The organism is Cryobacterium sp. TMT1-3 (genome assembly GCF_004402315.1).
GTDB lineage: Bacteria > Actinomycetota > Actinomycetes > Actinomycetales > Microbacteriaceae > Cryobacterium > Cryobacterium luteum.
Genome location: NZ_SOFW01000020.1, coordinates 22,080 through 41,815, shown reverse-complemented (window position 1 = coordinate 41,815; position 19,736 = coordinate 22,080). Strand labels below are relative to the sequence as shown.

The following is a 19,736-nucleotide window of genomic DNA, read 5'->3' as shown; positions in this document are numbered from 1 at the left end:
CCCTAGACTGAAAGCATTGTGAAAAGTTACTGGACGCTCCTGCGTACGCCCGGCGTATCCCGTCTGATCGGCGCGCAGCTGACGGCGAGGTTTCCGTTCGGGATGCTCTCGCTCGCCTTCCTCATTCACATTGAGCAGATCTTTGATTCCTACGGCGCGGCCGGACTGGTGCTGGGCGCCATGAGCATCGGCCAGGCCATCGCCGGTCCGCTCACCAGCCGGCTGATGGGCCGGCTCGGCATGCGCCCGGTGATCATCGCGACCATGTTCATCTGCGCCGTGTCGATCATCGTCATGGCGCTGGTACCGCTGTCGGTGCTGAGCCTTATGCTCATCGGATTCGTCGCCGGCCTGTCCACCCCGCCGATCCAGCCGGCCGTGCGTACCATCTACCCCAAGATCGTCAACTCACGCCAGCTCACCCCGCTGTTCTCGCTCGACGCGTCGGCGCAGGAGATCATCTGGGTGCTCGGCCCGGTGATCGCAACCTTTGTGGCGCTGCAGGTGTCGACGACCGCGGGTATCCTGCTCGCCGCGATCTTTCTGGTCGGCGGGGGCATCTGGTTTGTCTCCCTGCCCGAGGTCGGCCGGGTGCGCATTCCGCGCAGTCGTCGCAAGCTCGGCGTCGTGCTCAAGAAGCCCGAGGTGCTGCTTAGCACCATCGTCGGGTTCACCCTCGTCGCCGCCTGCGCCGCCGTCGAGGCCGGGGTCGTTGCTGTCTTCGGCCATGGCAGCGCCGACGCCGGCTGGGTGCTCGGCATCTTCGCGATCGGCTCGCTGATCGGCGGGCTCGCGCTCGGCCATGCCCCGATCGGCCCGTGGGCGCTGGCCGCCCGCATGCTGATCGTCACGATCGGACTCGCCCTGGCCAGCCTGTGGCTCACCTTCTGGTGGTTGTCGCTGGCGCTGCTCTTGGCCGGGGTCGGTATCGCACCCGCTTTCGCGGTGTTGTTCGGCATCGTCTCGGCGAGCGTGAAGTTCAGCGATACCGCCGAAGCCTACGGCTGGGTCGGCACCGGCCAGCTGATCGGCGCCGCGATGGGCTCCGCCATAGCCGGCTTCTCGATCGACCACTCCGGGCCGGTCTCGGCGATCTACGTCGCCGCGGGCTTCGCCGCCCTCGGCTGCATCATCCCCGCCCTCGGCCGACGCTGGCACCCGGACCTGCGCGGCCGCGACATCAGCCCCATACCCGACACCGAGCCGATCCAAGTTCAGGTCTCCTAGGCCAGATCCCGGTCTCGTAGCATGGAAGGATGACTTCCCTCACGCTGAACGACGGCCACACCATCCCCCAGCTCGGCCTCGGCGTCTACAAAATAGCGGATGCCCTCGCCGCCGATACCGTTGAGATCGCGCTTGACGCCGGATATCGTCACGTCGACACCGCAGCCCTCTACGAGAACGAGGTGGGTGTCGGGCAGGGACTGGCCCGCTCCCGTGTGGCGCGTGAGGACGTGTTTGTGACGACCAAGGTGTGGAATGACCGCCACGGCTATGACGAAACGTTGACGGCCTTCGACGAGAGCCTGGCCAAGCTCGGCCTCGACTACGTCGATCTGTACCTCATTCACTGGCCGGCACCGCAGCAGAACCGCTACGTGGAGACCTGGCGGGCCCTCGAGAAGCTGCGCTCAGATGGCCGTGCCCGCTCGATCGGCGTCTCCAACTTTCATCCGCACCACCTCGACCGGCTGCTTGCAGAGACCGACATCGTGCCGGTGCTCAACCAGGTGGAGTTGCACCCGTGGTTGCCGCAGGCCGGAGTGCGTGCGTACGACGCGGCCCACGGCATCCTGACCGAAGCGTGGTCGCCGCTGGCCCGGGGCCGTGCGATCGGCAACGAGACCCTCGACGCGATCGGCGCCAAGCACGGCAAGTCCGCCGCGCAGATCGTGATCGCCTGGCATTTGTCGCTCGGCAACGTGGTCATTCCCAAGTCGGTCACACCGGAACGTATTCGCGCCAATATCGATGTGTTCGACATCGTGCTCGACGCGAACGACCTCGCCGCGATCGCCCGGCTCGACAGCGGCCAGCGCACCGGCAAAGACCCCGACGACCTCGACTGAGCTCCCGAACTCCGTGCCAGGTGCTACCAGCGCGGGTGGATCTGCTCCCGCAGGAGCCGGTCGTAGATATCCTGCACGCCCTCGTTGAAGGCCAGGGAGAGGGGCTCGGCCACGCCCGCGGCAGCGTTGCCCTGCGCCTGCCCGACCGAGCGCGCACCGGGAATGACCGCGCTCACCCCGTCGATCTGGGCGACCCAGGCCAGTGCGGCCTGCGCCGGGGTCAGGCCGGCCGGAGCCAGGGCGGCGAATTCGGTCGCCGCTTGCAGTCCCACCTCGAAGTCGACACCGGAGAAGGTCTCGCCGACGTCGAAGTGGCTGCCGTCGCGGTTGAAGTTGCGGTGGTCGCTCTCGGCGAACACGGTCTCGCGAGAATACTTGCCGGTGAGCAGCCCACTGGCCAGCGGCACCCGCGCGATGATGCCAACCCCGGCAGCACGCGCGGCGGGCAGTACCTCGTCGAGCGGCTTGAGCCGAAACGCGTTCAGAATGATCTGCACCGTGGCCACACCCGGGTGGCTGATCGCGGCGAGGGCCTGGTCGCAGGTCTCCACGCTTACGCCGTAGTTGCTGATGGCTCCCTCGTCGACGAGGGTGTCCAGAGCGTCGTAAACCTCACCCGAGTCGAAGACCGCGCTCGGCGGGCAGTGCAACTGCACGAGGTCGAGGGTGTCCATTCCCAGATTCGTGCGTGAGCGGTCGGTCCACTCCCGAAAGTTGGCGAGCACGAAATTCTCGGGCAACTGCTCGGCCCGTCGTCCCATCTTGGTGGCGACGGTGATGGCAGCGCCCGGGTCGTCGTGCGCAAGGAAATGCCCGATCAGGCGTTCGCTGCGGCCGTCACCGTAGACATCCGCTGTGTCGAAGAAGGTGATGCCGGCGTCAGCGGATGCCGCCAGCACGGCGGCCCCGTCGGCGTCAGACACGGCGCCCCAATCGGCGCCCAACTGCCAGGTGCCCAGGCCGATCACTGAGACAGTACGGCCGGTTCGTCCGAGGGTGCGCTTGTGCATGGTCCCAGCTTAGGCAGCGTGTGGTTTCAGTGGCGGAACATTTTCCGGCTACGGGCGCCAACCCCGCGAGCGCAGCGCGCCGTCAACGGCAGCGCGGATCCATTCCTTCGACGACCCCTTGCGCACGGTGACGACCAGCCACCCGGCGCCCCGCAGGTCGTGCAGCCGTTCGGCATCGCGGTTGTACTGCCCGTCGTCGGTGCGGTGCTGCTCACCGTCATATTCAACGAGAACCTTGTAGCGAAAGTAGACCAGGTCGCCGCGCACCCGACGTTTGCCGGCGGGCAGGGGAATGTATACGTTCGTCTCGGGCTCGGGAAATCCGCTCAGCACCAGGAAGAGGCGCAGAAACGTCTCCCGCCTGGACTCGACCCGGGGCCGAATCAACGCCTCTGCCGCGCGCAGGCTGCGGGCACCGCGCTGCCCTGCATACTGCACGACCTGCGCTGAGATCTCGGGTGCGGTCGCGAGCCCGAGTTCCGGCCTGAGCAGATGGTCACCCGCCGCGACGAGGTCATTCAGGTCCAGAACGGATGCCAGTTGGCACCACGCCGAGACCGGCTCCAGCACCGGCAGCCCGGCCACACTACCCAGCCCCGGAGGAATCGCCACCCGGTGTCCGACAACCCCCACTGCTCGCAAGGCCCGATGCGGGTCGAGCACCGTCACATGAAGGAGCGGGTCGGCCTCGAGCTTGGCCGGCAGGGGCATGCCGAACAGGCGGGCAGCCGTGACGTGGCTGAAGAAGGCGCCAACGGGCATCCGTTGTCTAATTGCCCGGCACCGGTCATTCAGCTCTGCAATGCTGCCGGCCGCAACGCAGACACCCCAAAACGGATGCTCGATATCGCGCGACCGCAGGCGCTTGGCCGACGCGCCCGCGGCCCGGGCCTCGGCATAGGTGAACGCTCCGACGTCGAAGCCGCGAGGGAGTGGAGTCTGGAGATGCATGCTCCGAGAGTGCCACGATCACCGACCCACCCGACGGTTATCCACAGGGGTGCAAGCAGTCGCGCGCTATTTCATGGAGCAATCACTGCCCCACCCACGCGAGGTGCCATCTTTGGCCCCATGAAACCTCGCCATGAGGCCAAAGATGGCACCTCGCGAAAACGATGGGGCAAAAGGTGGCACCTCGCGCCCGCGCCAATGCGCGACGGGCCGCTGGCGGCCGAACTCACCTTGCGCGAGCCTCACGTAGCCAGGGCGTCCCGCTCAGCGAATGCAGACGCTGCTAGCGACTCCCGATGCGCTCGGCGATCAGGGGGCCACCGTCCAGCACGGGCTCCCCCGGGTCGCCGATGCGCCAGGCACCCGCAACAGCTTCGAGTGCGCGCGCGAATCGCGCCGGCTCGTCAGCGCTCAGTGTGAACAGTGGCTGTCCCTGCACCACGGTGTCGCCGGGCTTGGCGTGCAGGTCGATGCCGGCGGCGTGCTGCACCGGATCCTGCTTGCGCGCCCGGCCAGCGCCGAGCCGCCAGGCGCCGATGCCGAACGGAAGCGCCTGCTGTTCGACCAGCACGCCGCTGCGTTCGGCGAGCACGACGTGGGTTTCTCGCGCCACCGGCAACGCGGCATCCGGGTCGCCGCCCTGTGCCCGTATCACGGCCCGCCACTTGTCCATCGCCCGGCCGTCGGTGAGCGCCGCGCCCACGTCGACGCCAGTGATTCCGGCGAGCGAGAGCATCTCCTCGGCCAGTGCTACGGTGAGCTCCACCACGTCGGCCGGCCCGCCGCCGGCGAGCACCTCGACCGATTCGCGCACCTCATTGGCGTTGCCGATGGCAAAGCCGAGCGGCACATTCATGTTGGTCAGCAGAGCGGATGTCGCCACCCCGGCGTCCTCGCCGAGCTCCACCATCGTGCGCGCCAGTTCCCGCGACCGCTCGATGTCTTTCAAAAAAGCGCCGGAGCCGAACTTCACGTCGAGCACGAGCGCGCTGGTGCCCTCAGCGATCTTCTTCGACATGATCGACGAGGCGATCAGCGGGATCGCCTCGACCGTACCGGTGATGTCGCGCAGGGCGTAGAGCTTGCCGTCGGCCGGTGCTAGGCCGCTGCCGGCCGCGCAGATCACGCCGCCGAGCTCCTGCAGCTGCTGGAGCATCTCCGCGTTGGTGAGGTTGGCGCGCCAGCCCGAAATCGACTCGAGCTTGTCGAGGGTGCCGCCGGTGTGGCCGAGGCCACGGCCGGAGAGCTGCGGAACGGCCGCGCCGAACACGGCGACGAGGGGCATGAGCGGCAGGGTGATCTTGTCGCCGACGCCGCCGGTGGAGTGCTTGTCGGTGGTCGGCTTGCCGAGGCCGGCAAAGCTCATGCGTTCGCCGCTGGCCAGCATCGCCATCGTCAGCGAGCGAATCTCAGCTCGGGTCATGCCGTTCAGAAAGATGGCCATGGTCATCGCGGCCATCTGCTCGTCCCCGACATACCCGCGCGTGTAGGCGTCGATCAGCCAGTTGATCTGCGGCTCGCTGAGCTCGCCCCGGTCGCGCTTGGTGTGGATGAGATCGACGGCGTCGAAGGCTTCGATGGCGGTCATGAAGTGGGTTCCTTTGCGGCGTGGTACTCGGCGAGTTGGCGCGGCCCGAACGCATCCGGCAGCACCTCGTCGATGGTTTTCACACCCGACACGGTTTCCAGCAGCATGCCAGGTGCGGAGTGTTCGTAGAGCAGCTGTCGGCACCGTCCGCACGGCATGAGCACGCCGCCGTTGCCGTCGACACAGGTGAACGCGACGAGGCGGCCGCCGCCACTCAAGTGCAGCGCCGAGACGAGGCCGCACTCCGCGCAGAGGGTGAGGCCGTAGGAGGCGTTCTCCACGTTGCATCCGCTGATCACGCGCCCGTCGTCGACGAGGGCCGCGACGCCCACCGGAAACTTCGAGTACGGCACGTAGGCCGTCTCCATGGCGGCGAGGGCCTGCGTACGCAGCGCCGCCCAGTCGATGGCTGGAGCGCTCACTTGATGTACGGCTTTCCGTCGGCGGCGGGCGCCCGCGAGCGGCCGACGAACCCGGCAACGGCGAAGATCGTCACAACGTAGGGCAGCATGAGCATGAACTCGCTCGGCACCGGCGAGCCGATGATGCCCAGCACGTTCTGCAGGTTGGTTGCGAAGCCGAACAATAGCGCCGCGAGGGTGGCCTTGATCGGATGCCACTGGCCGAAGATGACTGCGGCGAGGGCGATGAAGCCCATACCGTTGGTCATCTCCTTGTTGAAAGCACCGACCGCGCCGAGGGTGAAGTAGGCCCCGCCGAAGCCCGAGATGACGCCGCCGAGGGTGACGGCAACGAAGCGGGTGCGGTTGACGTTGATGCCTACCGTGTCGGCGGCCTGCGGATGCTCACCCACGGCCCGAACGCGCAGGCCCCACTTGGTGCGAAACAGGCCGAAATACACCACGGCAACGGCCACGTACATGGCGTAGACGATGATGGTCTGGCGAAACAGCACGGGGCCGATGATGGGGATCTCGCTGAGCAACGGGATGTTCAGCCGTGAAAAGACATCCGGTGAGTTGAGCGTGGCGCTGGGAGCGAGCACCTGCGAGTAAAGAAAGCTGGTGAGCCCGATCACGAGCACGTTGAGCACGACACCGACGATGACCTGGTCGACAAGGTACTTGAGCGCGAACGCGGCCAGCACCATCGACACGAGCGCGCCGGCCACCATGGCGGCGAGCAGACCGAGGTACGGGTTGCCCGTGGCGGAGGCCACGACCGCCGAGCTGAAGGCACCGGCCAGTAACTGCGCTTCGATGGCTACGTTCACGACGCCAGCGCGTTCCGACAGCACACCGCCGAGGGCGCCGAAGATCAGCGGGGCGCTCAGGGTGACCGTTCCGATCAGCAGACCGGGCACCGGGATCGTTGAACCGGAGGCCGCCCAGGCCAAAAAACCGATTAGGAAGAGCAGGGCGAACAGAATGGTCAACACGATCGGAACCTTGCGATGGCGGTAGACCAGCGTGGCCGACGCCGCGGCCATGAGCACGAGCACGATGGCCACGAACACGCCGGTGGCGAAGGTCGGCAGGGCCACCTCGGGCAGCTGGATAAGGTCGCGCGCTTCGGACAGCCGAAAAGTGCTGAGGTCACCGCGCTGGCCGCGGCCGAGCACGACGAACAGCAAAAGGGACAGCACGGCAATTCCGCCGAAGGTGATCGGAATCTTCCAGCTGCGAATTTGCGCCGTCGGCTTCACGATCGGGGCCGAAGCCGGAACGGGAGCGGCGCTCTCGGTCAGTGTGCTCATTTCGCCACCACCTCGTTGGACGTGCGTACCTTGACGCTGTGAATTCTGGGTTTCCTGGTGGTGCCCGGCGTCGGCAGGTGGAACATGGCCCGTACCAGCGGCGGTGCCGCGATGAACAGAACGATGAGTGCCTGAACGACCACGACGATGTCGATGGGAACCCCTTCGGCCGCCTGCATGGCGAAGCCACCGGCTTTGAAGGCTCCGAACAGGATGCCGGCGGCGAAGATACCCCACGGCCGCGAACGACCGAGCAGGGCGACCGTGATGGCGTCGAAACCGATGCCGGCATCGATTCCCGAGCTGAAACCGCTGGTCAGGGTGCCGAGCACCTGGTTGACGCCGGCCAGGCCCACGAGCGCGCCCGAGATGGCCATGGCATACATGTAGACGTTCTTCACGTTGATGCCGGCGACGCGGGCCGCATTGGGGTTCTGCCCGACGGCACGAAACTGAAACCCGAGATTGGAACGGTCGAGCAACCACCAGACGAAGATGGTGGCCGCGATGACCGTGAGAAAACCGGCGTGCAGGTTGTACCGGGGGCCGAACAGGTCGGGGAACACCGCGGTGGGCAACATGGCCGGCGTCTTCGGGTTGTTGCTGCCCGGAGCCTGCAGGGCGCCCGGGGTGCGCAGCAGAAACTGAATGAGATACAGCGCCACGAAGTTCAGCATGATTGTGACGATCACCTCGTGGGCGCCGGTGCGAGCCTTGAGCAGGCCCACGATTCCGCCCCAGATGGCGCCGCCGAGCAGGCCGGCCAGAATGGCGACGATCAAGTGGATGCCGGCCGGCAGCTCGACCGCGAAGGCGACCCAGCCGGCGGCCCCCGCGGCGATGAGCATCTGCCCACGGCCACCGATGTTGAACATGCCCACGCGAAAGGCGAGTCCCACCCCGAGGCCGGCCGCGATCAGCGGCGTAGCGAAGGTGAGGGTCTCGGTCAACGGACGAATGGCGGTGAGAAAATTGTCGGCGCGAAAGTTATAGATAGCGCCCTGAAACAGGGCGGAATACGCGCCCGCGACGGCGTCCCAGACGGCCTGCAGCAGGTCAGTCGGCCGAGAGAAAAAATACCCCGCCGTTTCCTGCACGCCTTCGTTCGTGAACGCGATCAGAATGGCACCGACCACGAGGGCGACGAAGACGGCGAGGATGGAGATCATCGCGCTGCCGCCGGTGATGTCGCGCAGCGTCTGGTTCCAGCGCTCCGACCCGTCTTTGCTGGCGGGGCCCACTGGCGGGGTGTTCGTTTTGTCGCTCACAGTGCGGCCTCCGTTGCGGGAGCGTGTTCGCCGACCATCATGAGACCGAGCGTGGCTCGAGGGGTGTTGCCGGGCACGATTCCAACGATTTCTCCTCGATACATCACCGCTATGCGGTCGGCCAGAGCGACGACCTCGTCCAGCTCGGTGGAAACGACTATGACCGGAATGCCGGAGTCCCGGGTTTCGATGATGCGGGTGTGAACGAACTCGATCGAGCCGACGTCGAGCCCGCGGGTCGGCTGGGCCGCCACGAACAGGCGCAGGTCGCGGCTCAGTTCGCGCGCGAGCACAACCTTCTGCTGGTTACCGCCGGAGAGTCGGCCGGCTTCCATTTCGCTGCCCTGCGACCGAATGTCGAACTCGTGAATTTTCTCGGCGGCGAACTTGGCCCGGAACCCGAGCTGTAGGTTGCCGGCCTTCACGAAGGGTGCCCCGGAGCTGCGGTCGAGCATGAGATTCTCGGCGATGCTGAAATCGGCGATGAGGCCGTCTTCGGTGCGGTCCTCTGGCACGAAGCCGACACCGGAGTCGAGAATGTGTCGCACGCTGTAGCCTCGCAACGGTTTGCCGTCGAGCTCGATCGACCCGGTCACGTGCTGTTGTAGGCCGAGCAGGGCCTCGGTGAGTTCTGTCTGGCCGTTGCCCTGCACGCCCGCGATCGCGAGCACTTCACCGGCTTGCACGTCGAAGCTCACGTTGTTCACGACGATCTGGTTGCGGGAGTCGATCACTGAGAGGTTCTTCACCGCCAGCGCGGTTCCGCGCAACTCCGGGGCGTTCTTGTGTACGGTCAGTTCAACCGCGCGGCCGACCATGAGCGAGGCCAGCTCCGCGTTCGTCGCGGTCGGTGATGCTTCGCCGACGACGGTTCCCAAGCGGATGACGGTGATGCGGTCGGCCACGGCGCGCACCTCCCGCAGTTTGTGGGTGATGAACACGATGGAGGTACCGGATGCCGCGAGCTGGCGCATGATCGTCATAAGCTCGTCGGTCTCCTGCGGGGTGAGCACGGCGGTGGGTTCGTCGAACACCAGCACCTTCGCATCCTGCGACAGCGCCTTGATGATCTCCACACGCTGCTGCACACCGACCGGCAGGTCTTCAATGAGGGCGTCGGGGTCGATGTCGAAACCGAACCGGTCGGAGATCTCCCGCACCTTGGCGCGGGCAGCGCTGAGGTCGAGGCGACCGCCGAAGGTGGTCTGCTCGTGGCCGAGCACGACGTTCTCCGCGACGGTGAACACCGGAACGAGCATGAAGTGCTGGTGCACCATGCCGATACCCGCATTCATGGCGTCGCCGGGGCCGGCGAACTTCTGCACCACGTCGTCGAGCAGGATTTCACCCTCTTCAGCGATATACAGGCCGTAGAGCACGTTCATGAGCGTGGATTTGCCGGCGCCGTTCTCGCCCAGGAGGGCGTGAATCTCACCGGACTCGACGGTGAGGGAGATGTTGTTGTTGGCGACCAGTGCGCCGAAGCGCTTGGTGATGCCGCGAAGTTCGAGCTTCATTGATCCTGGATTCCTGGGTCGAGCACGACGGGGGAAAAGCGTGGGGAAATGAAATGGGGAGGCCGACAATCCGGCCTCCCCAGGTCACTACAGCGTATTACTGCTTCGGCGAAGAAGGCGATTCGACCGTGATTGAACCGTCGATGATGCCGGCCTTGATGGCGTCGAGTTCGTCGCTCAGGGTCGAGGGGACCTTGGATTCGAAATCGTGGAACGACGCAATGCCCACGCCGTCGTTGTCCAGGGTGCCGACATACGGGGTGGCGTCGAAAGAGTCTTCACCAGCGCCGGTGACGACGTCGGACACGCTGACCTTGATGCCCTTGAGAATGCTCGTGAGGAACAGGCTCTTGTTGGTCGCGTCGGTCTCATACAGGTCAGCGTCAACGCCCACCATGGCAATGTCCTTGCCCGAGCTCTTGATCGCTTCGATCGCGCTCAGGAAGATCGGTCCACCAACGGGCAGCAGCACGTCGGCATTCTGGTCGATGAGGCCCTGAGCGTTGGCGAGCGATTCGACGCCGGCGGCGAAGCCACCGGTGAACGACCCGGTCTGTGATGCGACGTCCCAGCCGAGCGACTTGACGTCCGTGCCGTTCTGCTCGTTGTAATACGCGACGCCGTCAGCGAAGCCATCCATGAAGATGGTGACGGTCGGGAACTGCATTCCGCCATAGGTTCCAACGACGCCGGTCTTGCTGTAGCCGGCTGCCGCGTAGCCGGCCATGAATGCGGCCGGGGCGGTGTCGAAGATGATGGGCTTGATGTTCGGGGCGTCGACCTTGCCGTCGAAGTTGAGGTCGGCATCGTTGTCGATGATGGCGAAGTTGACTTCGGGGTTCGCCAGGGCGGACTCGACGGTCGCTGCGGCGAGGTTGAACCCGACGGTCACGATGAGGCTGCAGCCCTGGACGACGAGGTTCTGCACGTTGGACTGGTAGTCGGTTTCGGAGGTTGACTCCACCGTGATCGGCTTAACGCTGAGAGTGTCAGCAGCTTCACTGAGGCCCTCGAAGCCGAGCTGGTTGAAGGACTTGTCGTCGAATCCGCCGGCATCAGACACCATGCAGGGCAGAAAGTCGCTGGCGGCGGCGGAGTTGGTGTCGTCGGTCGTGGCGGGCGCCTGAGCACAGGCGGCGAGCATCGCCACGGTGCCGAACATTGCAAGACCGGAAAGTACGGTCTTACGGGTCGAAATTGTCAAGATGACCTCCAGGATGCTGCCCAGCGAGATCGCACGGGCGTGGTGCGATCCACGTTACCGAATGTGACGCCGCGCAGATGAGCAATGTGCGTGCGCGACCGAGTCGTTACCAAGCCGCGACATTGTCGAGACAATTCTCCCCTTACTGGGGTGAACTGGGACCGTCCACGGAGATGATCCCGGCTATAATCGCGGCCCGAATCTGGTCAAGTTCATCAGTGAGCTCCGCGGTCACCCGAGCTGCCTGGTCGTGGAAGTCGGCGATCTCGACGCCGCCGTTCTTCAGCGTGCCCACGAAAGCCGTGTTGTCGAAGGTGCCGTCGAGGTCAGCCCCAATGGTTTCGACGACCGCGGCAGAGGTGTTCTTGAGCACGCTCGTGAGCACGACAGACCGAAACTGCTCCGGCAGGGTGACATAGCCGTCGTTGTCGACCCAGATGATGGACACGTCCGGTGTCTCGATCGCGGCAGCAGCAGCGCCCTGGCCGACCTGACCGGCTACCGGCAGAATGACGTCGGCGCCCTGGTCGATGAACGACTGCGCCAGGGCCTTGCCTTTGTTGACATCCTCGAAGTCGCCGGTGAAGCTGCCGTCCTGGGCGTCCTTGTTCCAGCCGAGCACCTTCACCGCTGTGTCGTGCTTGTCGTTGTACATTGCGACACCGTCGACGAAGCCGTCCATGAACAGCGTGACGGGCGGCTGGTTGCCGCCACCGAAGGTGGCCACCGTGCCGGTCTTGCTCACGCCGGCGGCCAGGTAGCCGGCCAGAAACGAGGCCTGGGCGGTGTCGAAGACGATCGGTTTCACGTTCGGCGCCTCGACGACCTCATCGACGATCGCGAAGTGCACATCGGGGTTGGCAGTCGCCTCGGCGAGGGTGGCGTCAGCGAGTTCAAACCCGACGGTGAGCACGAACTGGCACCCGGTAGCGACGGCCTCACTCACGTTGGGGGCCAGATCGGTCTCCGACGTCGATACGATCGCGTCGGTGTCGATGCTGTACTTCGTCGCCGCCTCCTGCAGCCCCTCCCAACTGGACTGGTTGAAGGAGCGGTCGTCGAGACCGCCCGAGTTCGTGACCATCCGGGCGCAGTATTCCGGCTTCGTCGCATCCGTTGTGGCGGTGGGTGTCGGCGGTTGCGCGCAAGCGGCCAGCAGTAGAGCGGATGCCGCGAGGGCAGAAACAGCGATCACACGACGCATGGACACTCCCTTAAGCATGAATTGGAATTCTAGTCAGGTCGGGCCTACAACACGTCGCTCGACCCCGAGAGTTTCAAGGCGTCGACGACGGCTTTGACCTTCTGGGCGTTCGCGCTCGTGGTGACCAGGAGTGCGTCGGGGGTGTCGATCACGACGATGTCTTCGACGCCGATGAGCGCGATCATACGACCGGTGTGACTGACCACGATGCCGCTCGACGAGTCGGCGAGCACCCGGGCACCGTCGCCGAGGATGGCGAGGTTGGATTTGCGACCCCCGGAGTGCAGCTTGGCGATCGAGGCGAAGTCCCCCACGTCGTCCCATTCGAACTGGCCGGGAATCACGACGAGTTTGCCGGCCGCCGCGGCGGGTTCGGCGACCGAGTAGTCGATGGCGATCTTCTTCAGGCGCGGCCAGACCTGATCGACCACGGCGCCGCGGGCCGGGGTGTCCCAGGCCTCGGCGAGTTTCATCAGCCCGGCGTGCAGCTCGGGTTCGGCCGCTTCGATCTCGGCCAGCAAACGATCGGCGCGCGCGATGAAGATGCCCGCGTTCCACAGGTAGTTGCCCTCGGCGACGTACTGTTCAGCAACCTCGGGGCTCGGCTTCTCCACAAAGGAATCCACGGCGAGCGCGGTTGGGGCGCCGTCGATCGCGAGCGCGGCCGCGCTCTTGATATAGCCGAAGCCGATCGCCGGCTCGGTCGGCTGGATTCCGATCGTGACGATGTAGCCGGCATCCGCTGCGGCAACAGCTTCGGTCACCGCCGACCGAAACAGCCCGTCACCCTTGATGACCTGATCGGCCGGGAACGATCCGATGATCACGCCCGGTTCCCGCAGCTGCAAAATGGCGGCGGCTAGGCCGATCGCGGCGGTCGAATCGCGCGGTTCGCTCTCAAGCACCACGTTCGGATCGGCCAGTTCGGGCAACTGCTGCTCGACCGCGGCGCGGTGGGCGCGCCCGGTGACGACCATGATGCGCTGCTCGCCCGACAGCGGAACGAGGCGGTCCCACGTGTCGCGCAGCAGGGTCTGACCCGAACCGGTGAGGTCGTGCAGAAATTTGGGGGCATCCGCTCGCGACAGCGGCCACAAGCGGGAGCCGATACCGCCGGCGGGAATCACGCTGTACAGGCGGGCGAGGGGCTCACTGGACGTAATCATTCGCCCAGACTATCGGGCAGCCCCAACACCACTGTTCATGCGCGCGTCACCCGACGGCAATGGCCGCTGCCTAACCTCGAATTATGCGGATCGCAGTCATCAGCGAAAGTTTTCTCCCCACCATCAGCGGGGTGACCACGAGCGTCTGCAAGGTGCTCGAGCACCTCGCTGCCAACGGACACGAGGCCATGGTCATCGCGCCATCCGGCGCCCCGTCGCACTATGCCGGATTTCCGGTGCACACCGTCTCCGCCGTCAACTACCGTGAGTTTCCGGTCGGCATACCGAGCCCGCAGGTGCAGAAGCTGCTCGCCGACTTTCGGCCCGACGTATTGCACGCGGCGTCGCCGTTTTTGCTCGGCGCCCAGGGCATCAGCGCGGCCAATCGGCTCGATATCCCCTCGGTCGCGATCTTTCAAACGGATGTCGCCGGCTACGCTCACCGAAACCACCTCGGCCCCGCCACGGCTCTGGCCTGGCGATTCGTGAAGTGGGTGCACGAAGGAGCCACCCGCACCCTGGTTCCGTCGTCGTCGTCGATGGCTGCCCTGTTGCGCCTCGGCGTGCCCCGGCTCGCCCTGTGGACCCGCGGCGTCGACCTCACCGGCTTTCACCCGAACCTGAAGAACGACCCGGCGGTCTGGAATCTTCGGGAACGCATCGCGCCTACGCCCCAGGGCGGTGCAGCCCGCGACGTCATCGTCGGCTACGTCGGCCGCATGGCTCCGGAGAAGCAGGTGGAGCGGCTGCGTGCGCTGCGCGGGGTTCCGGGCATCCGTTTGGCGCTGGTCGGTGACGGGCCGAGCGTTCCTTCTATACGACGTGCGCTCGCCGGCATGCCGGTCACCTGGCTGGGCCGGCTCTCGGGTGCCGAGCTCGCCGTCGCCTACGCGAGTTTCGACGTGTTCGTGCACGCCGGCACCGAGGAAACGTTTGGGCAGACCATTCAGGAGGCGCATGCCGCCGGACTGCCCGTGGTGGCTCCCCACGCGGGCGGGCCGATCGACCTCGTGGCGCACGGTGAGAACGGCTACCTGTTTCGGCCGGACGACGACCGTGACCTCAAGCACTGGGTGGGTCAGCTCGTGCGTGACCCGATGCTGCGGGCGCGGATGGGTGAAGCGGGGCGTCGTGCGGTGCTCGGTCGCTCCTGGCCGACGGTGTGCACCGAGCTGGTCGACTACTACGAGCAGGCCATCGACGAGCGTCTCGCGGTGCGCGCCAACACCCACGTCCCGCGCTCAATGCAACGTTAGGTTACCCTAACCGGCACGAGTGGGGGGAGCACTTGTAGAATACAGAAATGTGCTTACAGCGCATTCTCGGTCTCACTAAAGAGCCATAATTCAGCCAGGGAGGGTTGTTCATGCCACAGACGGCAGGAACCCTAGATTCTCAGCAGAAGACGACATCACGTCGCCCCGCCGGCACCCTCTATCGGGGTAACACGGGCATGTGGTCGTGGGTGTTGCACCGCATCACCGGCGTCGCGATTTTCTTCTTTCTGCTCGTTCACATTCTCGACACGGCCCTCGTACGCCTCAGCCCCGAGGCCTACAACGCGGTCATCTCGCAGTACCAGACGCCGATCATGGGACTCGGTGAGGTCGCACTCGTCGGCGCCATCGTGTTCCACGCCTTCAACGGACTGCGCATCATCCTGATCGACTTCTGGAATGCCAAGTACCAGCGGGTGCTGTTCTACGTGGTCATCGGCCTGTGGGTCGTCACCATGCTCGGCTTCGCGCCGCGCCACCTCATCAACGTGTTCAGCCACTAGGGGGCGACAGACATGACTTCAACAATCGAAGCTCCCCGCAGCCCGTACACGCGCTCGGCGAAAAAACGCGGTCTCAACTGGGAAAAATGGGGCTGGATCTACATGCGCGTCTCCGGCGTCGTGCTGATCGTGCTTATTTTCGGCCACCTGTTCGTCAACCTCATGGTCGGCGAGGGCGTCAGCGCCCTGAACTTCGCGTTCGTCGCCGGCAAGCTGGCGAGCCCGTTCTGGCAGACCTGGGACGTACTCATGCTCTGGCTCGCCCTCATCCACGGCGGCAACGGCATGCGCACCCTGGTCAACGACTACGCCACGTCGCGCATCAGCCGCGGCATCCTGAAGGTTGCGATCCTGCTCAGCGTTGTCTCGTTGATCGTTCTCGGCACCCTCGTGGTCTACACGTTCGACGCCTGCCCGGCCGGTTCGCCCGCCGACCTTCTTCCCGCTCTCTGCTCGAACCTATAGGAGCTGCACACACTCATCATGACGACACCTGCACCCGCACCTACCTCCACCCTTGTGGACGGCGTTCACTACCACCAGTTCGACATCGTGATCGTGGGAGCGGGTGGAGCCGGCATGCGTGCCGCCATCGAAGCCGGCCCCCACGCCAGCACGGCGGTCATCTCCAAGCTCTACCCGACGCGTTCGCACACCGGTGCGGCGCAGGGCGGGATGGCTGCGGCCCTCGCCAACGTCGAAGAAGACAACTGGGAATGGCACACCTTCGACACGATCAAGGGTGGCGACTACCTGGTCGACCAGGACGCCGCCGAGATCCTGGCCAAGGAAGCAATCGACGCGGTCATCGACCTCGAGAACATGGGCCTGCCGTTCAACCGCACGCCCGAGGGCAAGATCGACCAGCGTCGCTTCGGCGGCCACACCCGCGATCACGGTAAGAGCCCGGTGCGTCGCGCCTGCTACGCCGCCGACCGCACGGGCCACATGATCCTGCAGACGCTGTATCAGAACTGCGTCAAGCGCGGCATCAATTTCTTCAACGAGTACTACGTGCTCGACCTCGTCATGACCAACGTCGACGGCGTCGACCAGCCGTCCGCCGTGGTCGCCCTCGACCTGTCGAGCGGTGAACTTCACGTGTTCCAGGGCAAGGCCTTCATCTTCGCTACCGGTGGCTTCGGCAAGATCTTCAAGACCACCTCCAACGCCCACACCCTCACCGGTGACGGCGTCGGCATCGTCTGGCGCAAGGGGCTGCCGCTCGAGGACATGGAATTCTTCCAGTTCCACCCGACCGGCCTGGCCGGGCTGGGCATCCTCTTGACCGAGGGCGCACGCGGCGAGGGAGCCATCCTGCGTAACGCGAGTGGTGAGCGCTTCATGGAACGCTACGCGCCGACCATCAAGGACCTCGCCCCGCGTGACATCGTGTCGCGCTGCATGCTCAAGGAGGTCGCAGAAGGTCGCGGCGCCGGCCCCGAGAAGGACTACCTGTACCTGGACTGCACCCACCTCGGCAAGGAACTGCTCGAGACCAAGCTGCCCGACATCACCGAATTCGCCCGTACCTACCTCGGCGTCGACCCGGTCACCGAGCCGGTGCCGGTCATGCCGACCGCGCACTACGCGATGGGCGGCATCCCGACCAACGTGAAGGCCGAGGTCTGGCGCAACAACGAGCAGGTCGTTCCGGGACTGTACGCCGCCGGCGAATGCGCCTGCGTCTCGGTGCACGGCTCCAACCGCCTGGGCACCAACTCGCTGCTCGACATCAACGTGTTCGGCAAGCGCGCCGGCAACAACGCGGTCGAGTACGTCAAGACGGCCTCGTTCACCCCGCTGCCGGAAGACCCGGCCAAGGAGGTGCGCGAACTGCTCGAAGGCATCCGCTCGTCGACCGGAACCGAACGCATCTCGGTGCTGCGCAAGATTCTGCAGGAAGAAATGGACAAGAAGGCTCAGGTGTTCCGCACCGACGAGTCCCTCGCCTCGGTCACCGAGACCATCCACCTGCTGCGTCAGCGGTACAAGAACATCGCCGTGCAGGACAAGGGTCGTCGCTTCAACACCGACCTGCTCGAAGCCGTTGAACTGGGCTTCCTGCTCGACCTGGCCGAGGTCGTCGTCTACTCCGCCCGCAACCGCAAGGAAAGCCGCGGCGGACACCAACGTGAGGACTACCTCGTGCGTGACGACGAGAACTACCTCAAGCACACGATGGCATACCTCACGGGTGACGCGATGAGCGCGGACGCCGCCGACCACATCAAGCTCGACTGGAAACCGGTGGTCATCACCCGCTACCAGCCGATGGAGAGGAAGTACTGAGTTGAGTACCGCCACGATTGCCAACCAGCCCGTTGTACCCGAAGAGATCCAGTCCTTCACGGTCACGCTCATCATTCGTCGGTTTAACCCGGAGGTCGATGACGAGCCGCACTGGCAGGACTTCGATGTGCAGCTGTACCCGACCGACCGCGTGCTCGACGCCCTGCACAAGATCAAATGGGAGCAGGACGGTTCGCTGACCTTCCGTCGTTCCTGCGCGCACGGCATCTGCGGCTCGGATGCCATGCGCATCAACGGCCGCAACCGCCTGGCCTGCAAGACGCTCATGAAGGACCTCGACGTCACGAAGCCCATCTACGTGGAGGCCATCAAGGGCCTGCCGCTCGAGAAGGACCTCATCGTCGACATGGAGCCGTTCTTCGACTCCTTCAAGGCGGTGCAGCCCTTTCTCGTTGCCAAGAGCAAGCCGGTCGACGGCAAGGAACGCCAGCAGACCGTTGCCCAGCGCGCCCGCTTCGACGACACGACGAAATGTATCCTTTGCGCCGCCTGCACGTCGAGCTGCCCGGTGTTCTGGACCGACGGCCAGTACTTCGGTCCGGCCGCGATCGTCAACGCGCACCGTTTCATCTTCGACTCCCGCGATGAGAATGCGGCCGTGCGCCTCGACATCCTCAACGACCAGGAGGGCGTGTGGCGTTGCCGCACGACCTTCAACTGCACGGATGCCTGCCCCCGCGGCATCCAGGTGACCCAGGCCATCGCCGAGGTCAAGCAGGCCATCATGCGTGGCAAGGCGTAACTGACTGACTGAACGACAAACACCCCCGTCATTGTGACGGGGGTGTTTTTGTCTGGTCGCCTAGGCTGACACAGCAAATAAGCTGACACAGCAGTTAAACTCACACAGCAGTTACACTCACACAGTGAAAGAGCTTGTGGAGCGCATTCTTGGGTGGCGACCCGTGCGGGTGGTGACGCACTTCAACAACGTGGGCGGCAGCATCCTCGCCGGGGGAATGTCTTACCAGGCGATCTTTGCCATCTTCGCGGCCGTCTGGGTGGGGTTCTCCATTGCCGGCCTGTTCCTCACCGCGAATCAGGGACTGCTGAACGCGCTGTACGCCATCATCAACCAATCCATTCCGGGCCTGATCGGTTCCGACGGCATCATCGACCCCGATCTGCTCGCCACGGCGGGGATCTTCACCTGGACCGGTGCCATCGCCCTGGCCGGACTGCTGCTGACCGCGCTCGGCTGGCTTTCGACCACCGCCCAGGCGGTGCGCACCGTTTTCGGCATGCCCCCACAGACCACGTTCTTCATCTGGGTCAAGCTGCGCGAGCTCGGCCTCGGGTTGGTGTTCGGGCTCGCCCTGGTCGTGTCGGCGCTGGTTTCCCTCGCCAGCACCGCGCTGCTGGGCGCCCTGTTCGGTCTCTTTCAGATTCCTCAGGACTCGTTCTTCTACGAGGCGTCCGCCCGCGGCATCGGCCTCGCGGTGGTGCTCATCATTGATACGCTCACCCTCGCCGGCCTGTTCCGGGTGCTGTCGCGGGTGCGCATCCCGGTGCGGCGCCTGTTCGCGGGGGCGCTGCTCGGCGGTGTCGCCCTCGGCGTGCTGAAAATTCTCGGCGGGGCGCTGCTCGGCGGCGCCAGCCGCAATCCGTTGCTCGCGACCTTCGCGGTCATCATCGGGCTGCTCATCTGGTTCAACCTCGTGAGTACCGTGACCCTGATCGCCGCCGCCTGGATCGCCGTCGGCATGAACGATGCGGGCATTCCGCCGCAATCGCTCAGCGCCGACGAAGCAGCCGAGAACCAGGAAAAGCGGATGCAGGACGCCCTGCGGCTGACCGCCCAGGCCGAGCTCACGGCGGCTCGGGCCGACCGCGACGCGGCGCCCTGGTATGCCCGGTGGGCGGCCAGACGGCGGCTCAGGGCGGCCGAGGCGCGGGTGGCCGAGTATGCTGCGGCGGATGACGCCCACGCCCCCTAACTAGACTTG

At 65.4% G+C, this 19,736-nt stretch carries 18 protein-coding genes; 8 read left to right on the top strand and 10 right to left on the bottom strand.

Annotation, left to right across the window (positions count from 1 at the left end):
• The first annotated feature begins 18 nt into the window (after window positions 1-18).
• The gene (locus E3O25_RS05875; RefSeq protein WP_092111178.1) at window positions 19-1,227 is read left to right on the top strand and encodes an MFS transporter; all 1,209 of its coding nucleotides are present in this window, start codon (window positions 19-21) and stop codon (window positions 1,225-1,227) included.
• A 29-nt stretch (window positions 1,228-1,256) separates the two neighbouring features.
• Window positions 1,257-2,072, top strand: coding sequence for an aldo/keto reductase (locus tag E3O25_RS05870; protein ID WP_092111176.1), 816 nt, complete (start codon window positions 1,257-1,259; stop codon window positions 2,070-2,072).
• Between the two features lie 23 nt (window positions 2,073-2,095).
• Here the strand turns inward: E3O25_RS05870 and E3O25_RS05865 are convergent, their stop codons facing one another.
• The 10 genes from E3O25_RS05865 to E3O25_RS05820 form a co-directional block, all read right to left on the bottom strand.
• On the bottom strand, window positions 2,096-3,082 hold the full coding sequence (locus E3O25_RS05865; protein WP_134360702.1) for an aldo/keto reductase: 987 nt from the start codon (window positions 3,080-3,082) through the stop codon (window positions 2,096-2,098).
• Between the two features lie 48 nt (window positions 3,083-3,130).
• Entirely contained in the window at window positions 3,131-4,033 is a 903-nt protein-coding gene (locus tag E3O25_RS05860; protein WP_134360701.1) for a hypothetical protein, read from the bottom strand.
• Between the two features lie 283 nt (window positions 4,034-4,316).
• Window positions 4,317-5,621: a thymidine phosphorylase gene (locus E3O25_RS05855; RefSeq protein WP_092111169.1), complete on the bottom strand. Its 1,305-nt coding sequence runs from the start codon at window positions 5,619-5,621 to the stop codon at window positions 4,317-4,319.
• Complete coding sequence (locus E3O25_RS05850; protein ID WP_092111167.1) at window positions 5,618-6,043, bottom strand: cytidine deaminase; 426 nt, start codon at window positions 6,041-6,043, stop codon at window positions 5,618-5,620. The genes E3O25_RS05855 and E3O25_RS05850 overlap by 4 nt, the downstream gene beginning before the upstream one ends.
• Entirely contained in the window at window positions 6,040-7,338 is a 1,299-nt protein-coding gene (locus E3O25_RS05845; RefSeq protein WP_092111165.1) for an ABC transporter permease, read from the bottom strand. The genes E3O25_RS05850 and E3O25_RS05845 overlap by 4 nt, the downstream gene beginning before the upstream one ends.
• Window positions 7,335-8,606, bottom strand: coding sequence for an ABC transporter permease (locus E3O25_RS05840; protein ID WP_241983807.1), 1,272 nt, complete (start codon window positions 8,604-8,606; stop codon window positions 7,335-7,337). The genes E3O25_RS05845 and E3O25_RS05840 overlap by 4 nt, the downstream gene beginning before the upstream one ends.
• The gene (locus E3O25_RS05835) at window positions 8,603-10,123 is read right to left on the bottom strand and encodes an ABC transporter ATP-binding protein (protein WP_092111163.1); all 1,521 of its coding nucleotides are present in this window, start codon (window positions 10,121-10,123) and stop codon (window positions 8,603-8,605) included. The genes E3O25_RS05840 and E3O25_RS05835 overlap by 4 nt, the downstream gene beginning before the upstream one ends.
• Before the next feature lie 97 nt (window positions 10,124-10,220).
• Window positions 10,221-11,327, bottom strand: a complete 1,107-nt coding sequence (locus tag E3O25_RS05830; protein WP_134360700.1) for a BMP family protein — start codon at window positions 11,325-11,327, stop codon at window positions 10,221-10,223.
• Window positions 11,328-11,469: 142 nt separating this feature from the next.
• Window positions 11,470-12,549, bottom strand: a complete 1,080-nt coding sequence (locus tag E3O25_RS05825) for a BMP family protein (protein WP_241983806.1) — start codon at window positions 12,547-12,549, stop codon at window positions 11,470-11,472.
• Window positions 12,550-12,575: 26 nt separating this feature from the next.
• Window positions 12,576-13,697 carry a mannose-1-phosphate guanylyltransferase gene (locus E3O25_RS05820; RefSeq protein WP_092111157.1) on the bottom strand — a complete coding sequence of 374 codons (1,122 nt, stop codon included), beginning with the start codon at window positions 13,695-13,697 and terminating at the stop codon, window positions 12,576-12,578.
• 83 nt (window positions 13,698-13,780) lie between these two features.
• Here E3O25_RS05820 and E3O25_RS05815 point away from each other — a divergent pair, with 83 nt between their 5' ends.
• The 6 genes from E3O25_RS05815 to E3O25_RS05790 all read left to right on the top strand — a co-directional run bounded on the left by E3O25_RS05815 (window position 13,781) and on the right by E3O25_RS05790 (window position 19,727).
• Complete coding sequence (locus tag E3O25_RS05815) at window positions 13,781-14,953, top strand: glycosyltransferase family 1 protein (RefSeq protein WP_134360699.1); 1,173 nt, start codon at window positions 13,781-13,783, stop codon at window positions 14,951-14,953.
• 110 nt (window positions 14,954-15,063) lie between these two features.
• Complete coding sequence (gene sdhC / locus E3O25_RS05810) at window positions 15,064-15,477, top strand: succinate dehydrogenase, cytochrome b556 subunit (RefSeq protein ID WP_092111153.1); 414 nt, start codon at window positions 15,064-15,066, stop codon at window positions 15,475-15,477.
• A gap of 12 nt (window positions 15,478-15,489) precedes the next feature.
• The gene (locus E3O25_RS05805; protein WP_092111151.1) at window positions 15,490-15,942 is read left to right on the top strand and encodes a succinate dehydrogenase hydrophobic membrane anchor subunit; all 453 of its coding nucleotides are present in this window, start codon (window positions 15,490-15,492) and stop codon (window positions 15,940-15,942) included.
• A gap of 18 nt (window positions 15,943-15,960) precedes the next feature.
• Window positions 15,961-17,769, top strand: a complete 1,809-nt coding sequence (sdhA, locus tag E3O25_RS05800) for a succinate dehydrogenase flavoprotein subunit (RefSeq protein ID WP_092111149.1) — start codon at window positions 15,961-15,963, stop codon at window positions 17,767-17,769.
• A gap of 1 nt (window position 17,770) precedes the next feature.
• A complete protein-coding gene (locus tag E3O25_RS05795) occupies window positions 17,771-18,532 on the top strand; it encodes a succinate dehydrogenase iron-sulfur subunit (RefSeq protein ID WP_092111147.1) in 762 nt (253 codons plus the stop codon).
• Window positions 18,533-18,656: 124 nt separating this feature from the next.
• Window positions 18,657-19,727, top strand: a complete 1,071-nt coding sequence (locus tag E3O25_RS05790; RefSeq protein WP_134360698.1) for a YihY/virulence factor BrkB family protein — start codon at window positions 18,657-18,659, stop codon at window positions 19,725-19,727.
• The last annotated feature ends 9 nt before the right edge of the window (window positions 19,728-19,736 follow it).

Excerpts from the sequence above, each read along its gene's own strand:
- E3O25_RS05870 (WP_092111176.1), top strand. The coding sequence starts at position 1,257 with ATGACTTCCCTCACGCTGAACGACGGCCACACCATCCCCCAGCTCGGC.
- E3O25_RS05865 (WP_134360702.1), bottom strand. The coding sequence starts at position 3,082 with ATGCACAAGCGCACCCTCGGACGAACCGGCCGTACTGTCTCAGTGATC.
- E3O25_RS05860 (WP_134360701.1), bottom strand. The coding sequence starts at position 4,033 with ATGCATCTCCAGACTCCACTCCCTCGCGGCTTCGACGTCGGAGCGTTC.
- E3O25_RS05855 (WP_092111169.1), bottom strand. The coding sequence starts at position 5,621 with ATGACCGCCATCGAAGCCTTCGACGCCGTCGATCTCATCCACACCAAG.
- E3O25_RS05845 (WP_092111165.1), bottom strand. The coding sequence starts at position 7,338 with ATGAGCACACTGACCGAGAGCGCCGCTCCCGTTCCGGCTTCGGCCCCG.
- E3O25_RS05835 (WP_092111163.1), bottom strand. The coding sequence starts at position 10,123 with ATGAAGCTCGAACTTCGCGGCATCACCAAGCGCTTCGGCGCACTGGTC.
- E3O25_RS05825 (WP_241983806.1), bottom strand. The coding sequence starts at position 12,549 with ATGCTTAAGGGAGTGTCCATGCGTCGTGTGATCGCTGTTTCTGCCCTC.
- E3O25_RS05820 (WP_092111157.1), bottom strand. The coding sequence starts at position 13,697 with ATGATTACGTCCAGTGAGCCCCTCGCCCGCCTGTACAGCGTGATTCCC.
- E3O25_RS05815 (WP_134360699.1), top strand. The coding sequence starts at position 13,781 with ATGCGGATCGCAGTCATCAGCGAAAGTTTTCTCCCCACCATCAGCGGG.
- sdhC (WP_092111153.1), top strand. The coding sequence starts at position 15,064 with ATGCCACAGACGGCAGGAACCCTAGATTCTCAGCAGAAGACGACATCA.
- E3O25_RS05805 (WP_092111151.1), top strand. The coding sequence starts at position 15,490 with ATGACTTCAACAATCGAAGCTCCCCGCAGCCCGTACACGCGCTCGGCG.
- sdhA (WP_092111149.1), top strand. The coding sequence starts at position 15,961 with ATGACGACACCTGCACCCGCACCTACCTCCACCCTTGTGGACGGCGTT.